General features: G+C 38.2%; 4 protein-coding genes. All 4 read left to right on the top strand.

The window, feature by feature from the left end; genetic code table 11:
* Nucleotides 1-157 precede the first annotated feature (157 nt).
* From LC605_RS30580 to LC605_RS30595, 4 genes are read left to right on the top strand one after another with little or no spacing between them, the layout of a single operon-like run.
* Nucleotides 158-2,098, top strand: a complete 1,941-nt coding sequence (locus LC605_RS30580; protein WP_229551174.1) for an alpha/beta hydrolase — start codon at nt 158-160, stop codon at nt 2,096-2,098.
* An 11-nt stretch (nt 2,099-2,109) separates the two neighbouring features.
* The gene (locus LC605_RS30585; protein WP_229551175.1) at nt 2,110-3,570 is read left to right on the top strand and encodes an arsenical pump-driving ATPase GET3; all 1,461 of its coding nucleotides are present in this window, start codon (nt 2,110-2,112) and stop codon (nt 3,568-3,570) included.
* Nucleotides 3,567-4,574 carry a MoxR family ATPase gene (locus LC605_RS30590; protein WP_229551176.1) on the top strand — a complete coding sequence of 336 codons (1,008 nt, stop codon included), beginning with the start codon at nt 3,567-3,569 and terminating at the stop codon, nt 4,572-4,574. Before LC605_RS30585 ends, LC605_RS30590 begins: the two co-directional genes overlap by 4 nt.
* Before the next feature lie 8 nt (nt 4,575-4,582).
* Nucleotides 4,583-5,935: an SAV_2336 N-terminal domain-related protein gene (locus tag LC605_RS30595; protein WP_229551177.1), complete on the top strand. Its 1,353-nt coding sequence runs from the start codon at nt 4,583-4,585 to the stop codon at nt 5,933-5,935.
* Nucleotides 5,936-5,983: the final 48 nt, after the last annotated feature.

Consider the following 5,983-nt stretch of genomic DNA (forward strand, 5'->3'; position numbering starts at 1 on the left):
TGAGAATAAGATTCGTGCCACTTTTATTCCTCAAATATCCTTTTATGTATTATTTTATTCTTGTGATTTTCATTTATTACCGTAATAACCGCTTATGACAGTAAGGGGTGCGGAATGTGGGATATATACGATAACTTTACAATTAGCTAAGTACTCCATGACGTACAAGCGTACTAAATTTAGAGAATTAATAAAATCTTTAACCTCTGAAGAACTTGATGAATCACTAGACGATTTTTCTTCTGTACGAAACCAGTTTACTGATGGACAAGAAAAAAGTCTTAGAATTAGAATAATTCTTGACTATTTTGAAAGACATCAAGAAGAAATTGAGAGTTTATTAGAAGCTATTAAAAAGTGTAATTTGACAGCTTATAATAAGTATGTTTCGGAGAAGATGAGTTCTGAAAATTCCGAACCTAAGTTAGCCCCAAGCGACGAAACAAATCCAAAATCAAATTCGACACCTAATGTCCCTGAAGATAAAAACTGCGATATTCTAGTTCTCGCCGCCAATCCAATCGGCACTGACCGACTCCAATTGGAGAAAGAAGCTAATCTAATTCGAGAGCGATTGCAAGAAGGAGTAGTTGGAAAAAAATATATAGTTAAAGTCGAAATAGACGTCCAAGTAGAAAACTTATCTAAATATTTACTGCAATATAATCCTTTGATTATCCACTTTAGCAGTCACGGCAGTCCCAGTGGTGAAATTATTTTAAATAACGATCAAGGAAAACCGCAGCCAGTTTCTCCAGAAGTATTAGCAGAATTATTGGCTATAGTTAAAGGACGGATAGAATGTGTGGTACTCAATGCTTGCTTTTCATTAGAGAAAGCTGATGCTCTATCCAATCAAGTTAGCTGTATTGTGGGTATGAGTGCAGAAATAGATGATGAATCTGCTCTCAGATTTGCAGCAGGTTTTTATCGAGCTTTAGGTTTGGGTAGAGGATATTATACTGCTTTTGAAGTTGGTCGCAATGAAATTAAATTATTGAGTTTGCCAGATAGTGCAGTGCCACATTTGTTTACTCGTGATACATTATTCCTTCAGCGAGAGGAGTTAAAACGAACAGTAACTCGTACTGCTCCCCCACAGTCAACGGAAGCTACCCTATATCCTCTTTGGTTTGGGACTAACCGGAAACCGCAGAACGCACAGGATCCATCCCTTGGATTTTCAGGAGAGCGCGATCGCCAGCTTCACTATGGTACTTGTCAAGTAGCAGTCCCAATATCGCATAAATTCGGCTCTACTGGTTCTTCCTGGTGGCGTAGGTGGTTAACCTCAACTGACGATCGCCTTAAACTCAAGCAAGAGAGTCTGAAATTCTTCCAGGAAAATAATTTTTGGGATGAAATTCAGCGGACGTTGCAAGCAAATCAGCCAGATGAACGTTCCGCTTTAGTCTTCATTCACGGTTTTAACGTCAGTTTTGAAGATGCAGCTTTACGAGCAGCGCAGATAGGAGTAGATCTACAAGTGCCAGGGATTATGGCATTCTATAGCTGGCCGTCAAGAGGAAAACTAGTCAGCTATCCAGCAGACGAGGCGACGATTGAAGCCAGTGAGAGATATATTACTGAGTTTTTACTTAACTTAGCGCAAAAGAGTGGGGCAGAAAAAATCCATATTATTGCTCATAGTATGGGAAATCGCGGGTTGCTCAGGGCAATGCAGCGAATTTTGACTCAAGTTCAAGCCGGGAGTAAAATCTCGTTTGGACAAATCTTTCTCGCTGCTCCTGATGTTGATCCGGATATCTTCATTGAATTAGCCCAAGCTTATCAAAACCTGGCTGAACGCACAACTCTTTACATTTCTGCTAAAGATAAAGCTGTGGCAACATCAGGTATTATTCATGATCATGACCGTGTTGGTTTTTCTCCACCGATTACAGTTGTTGATGGCATAGATACAGTACTAGTTTCTAATATAGATTTAACACTTCTAGGTCATGGTTATTTTGCAGATGCCTACCCAGTGCTTTACGATATGCGCGAATTATTGATACATAATACTTCTCCTGAAAAACGATTGAGATTGCAACAAGCACAAGAACATGGGCAAAATTATTGGATTTTTGGGCAGTAGGTAAGTAGTTAATGAAGTACGACCGTTCCAAATTTAGGGAATTAATAAAAGCTTTAACCGCTCAAGAACTCGATGAATCACTTGACCATTTTCGTGCCGTGCGGGAGCAGTTTACTGATGGACAGCAAACATTTCTTAGAGAGAAAATAATTCTTGACCATTTTGAAAAACATCAAGAAGAAATTGAGAGTTTATTAGAAGCCATTAAAAAGTGCAATTTGACAGCTTATAATAATTACGTTAATAATTTCAATAGTTCTGAGAATCAAAATACTTTATCCCTCTCTTGGTTAAAGCTAGAAAACTCAGATAGTAAATTAATTGACGAATTAACAGATATATTCTCTCAACAAGATCACTCATTTGTGCAATGTGCGAAGCAAGTATATCAAGATTTTTTGTTGCAACAAAACGAACCTGATTTCGAGTCAAAATCAGATAATTTAAGTGAACATTTATTATCGAAGTTAGAAGATTGGCCAGACAAGACAATTATTCTGGAATTTGTTCCTCGTTTAGTTGCCTATTTATTCACTAAAGATAGTAATAAATATCGGGAGAGTGTGAAAAAATTAAGACAAATAATAAACAAAGATATTCCGGGCTTTAAAGATATTAGAGATGATTTTAGAGAAAACATAAGACAGTTCAAACAAGATTATAACAAATCATCTGCATTTTATTTAATAATTGAAATTAAAGAAATTAAATCCTATAACAATTTATTTCAAATTTCTGGTTGGTTAGCAACCGACGAAATTATCAAAAATCCTGAACTTGATTTCATCCCGTTATCGAATCAAAATTCAGCCTTAAATTTTGAGGATAATCAAGCAGTAGAAAACCTTTATAATTTAGAACAAGTTAAAGAAATTGTGCAAGATTATCGTCTACAAATTAATTCCAACAGAGAAACTGAAAAGTTAATTGTTGAGTTTTTTTTACCTTCTTCTCTACTATGCTGGGATGTAGAACAATGGGAGGTAGATACCCAGAACCAAATCCAAATCCAAATTTTTTGGAAATCTCTATGTGAAGTGAGAATTCGCTCTTCAGACCGCCTGAATCTTCAATATAGAGACTGCAATAAGCTGTGGAAAAAGAAATGGGAATTTGTTAAAAAGTGTGTTCATCCACTCGGAAAATTTTTAAACGGTGATTTTAACGGTGATGTAGATTTAATTGGTCTGTTAAAAAATGAAGAAATTGTCGGTTTGAAAATGAACTCGGCTCTAGAATCAGGTCATGAACAGATTGCTTCAGCATTATACTATTCTGGAACACCGATCGCTCTCTGGTTTAGAAGTGAGCCGCCAGAAGGAGATTGTGAAATGCAACTCAATCGTTTGTTGCAGGATAAACTATTAAAACTGTCAGAGCGAGTATTTCAAGAACGCCATCAGCCAAAACGTCATATTTCCCTGATCTGGGACGATCCAAACCGCTTAATTCCTACCTATCAACTCAAATGAACGACTGGAAAATCTTTAAAAAAGAGAATAAACCCCATGACGACATTAAAGACTTACCCCCAGCACCGAGTTGGCGTAGTTTTAGTTCCACAGCAGCAAAAAAGACTGAAGAGGAAAAACGCGGAGCAACGTTTCAAATCAGAGATGAAGAAATAGAATTAGTAAATGCAGCCCTATACTTGCGCCGTCCTTTACTAGTCGAAGGGAAACCAGGTACAGGAAAAACCTCTCTTGCCTATGCGATCGCTCATCAATTAAGCTTAGGCAAAGTCCTACGATGGAATATCACAACTCGTTCTACTTTAACAGAAGGTCTTTACAGTTATGATGCAGTAGGACGGTTACAGAGTATCAGAAAACAAAGTCAGGATTCCGATACTTTAGATAGTAATACAGACAAGCAAAAAAGTAACCAATCAGACGATATTGGGAAGTATGTACGCTTAGGGGCAGTAGGCACAGCTTTGTACCAAAGTCAAGAGAAAAAACCCAGAGTTCTACTTATAGATGAAATTGATAAAAGTGATATTGACTTGCCCAATAATCTCCTGCATATTTTTGAAGAAGGGCAATTTGATATTCCCGAGTTAGCCCGGATCAAAAAACAGCAATCCAAAGTAACTGTATTTACCTCAGAAAATAAAGAAGTCCCTATTGAAGGAGGAAGAATTGCTTGTAAAGCTTTCCCTTTTGTGATTCTAACTAGTAATGGAGAACGGGATTTTCCCCCGCCGTTTTTACGTCGCTGTATCCGCTTGACTATGCCAGAACCTGACCCGGAACGCATCAAAAAAATTGTTCAGGCTCACTTTCAACAAGAACCAGATATTTTAGAAACAGCAAAGCCGATTATCGAGAAATATCAGGAATTACAAAAGAAAGGACAATTAGCAACCGACCAGCTATTAAATGTCATCTATCTCGTGACTAGAGAAAATTTTTCAGAGATGGATAAAGATAAGTTTGTAGAAAAATTATTACAGTATTTATCCAACTTAACTTGAGAGGATGTATGTCTGCGCCGCCAGAAAAAGAGTATAATAAATTAGCACAAGCAGAAATTAACCTAACAGCCCAGGAGTTAGCAGATATTATCTGGTTAATGGTTCAAATCAAGCAGTCAAGTGATACTGCTGAAATTTCTCCCGTTCCAACTACAGATAATTCTCCAACAATCTCATCACCTCCTGAAAATACTCAATCCATTGATTTTCCAGAGATTGTTGAACCAGTCCAAAAAACTGCCCCTGTTTATTCTAAATCTGTATCTGAATCGGCGGGATTGCCAATTAAAATTACTGACCCCCTAGCATTGAGAAACACCTTAACATTGGGGCGATCGCTCCGTCCATTAATGCGAAAAGTGCCTTCTTTAACTGAAACAGTTTTGGATGAAGAAGCAACCGTGATCAGTATTGCTGAAGAAGATTTCTGGCTTCCCGTCGTTCAGCCTGTCCTGACTCGATGGCTAGAAGTAGCCTTAGTGATTGAAGAAACAGCAAGGTATCCCCTTTGGCGACAAATACTAATAGAATTTCAACAACTTTTAGAGAGACATGGGGCATTTCGTAATGTTACCCTATGGCATTTAAAGATGGGCGATAAGGGTGAGATACAACTTTATCTCAAAAACCGTCAAGCCAGTTTCAAAGAACTGAATGACCCCAGTAGTCAGCGTTTAATTTGGCTAGTTAGTGACTGTGTATCACCTATTTGGCACGATGGTTCTTTACTAAAAGTATTGAGAGATTGGGCTAAAATGCAACCAGTCTCGCTGCTTCAGTTATTACCAGAACGCTTATGGTCACGCACAGCTTTAGGCTGGGGAATGGAAGTGCAATTGTACTCAGAAAATCCTGGTGTTCCCAATACTCGGTTATTAAAAACCCGCCAAATTGTAGACACAGAGTTTAATTCTTCACAAGCTTTGACTTTACCCATTGTCACTTTAGAATCTTTTCCCATGAAAAACTGGGCAAAAGTTTTAGCAGGGGTAGGAGGAAGTAGGACACCAGGGTTAGTTTTTCTACCAGAAAAAATCACACCTGAAGAGACTTTGAATGATGGCGAAGACAACCAACTTTCTCCTAAAGCTAGAGTCAGTCGTTTTCAGGCGGCTGCTTCCCCACTATCTCGCCAATTAGCGCGGATGATGGCTGCTGCTCCCGTTAGCTTACCTGTAATTCGCCTAATTCAGGAAAAGCTATTACCTAACTCCCATGCAGTTCATCTAGCAGAAGTTTTGATGGGAGGGTTGCTTAAACCAACAGCAAAAAAAACTACAGATAGGGGCGTGAGTATCATCGGAACAGAAAACCAGGATAAGAAGCATTACATAAATACTACAAAAAAAATTCGGTGCTGAAACTCTTGATTTATCGTCATTGCGTAATTGGTAAGTTGAAAAGTGAGC

The sequence above is a fragment of the Nostoc sp. CHAB 5836 genome (assembly GCF_020829445.1).
In the GTDB taxonomy this organism is placed as follows: Bacteria; Cyanobacteriota; Cyanobacteriia; order Cyanobacteriales; family Nostocaceae; genus Nostoc.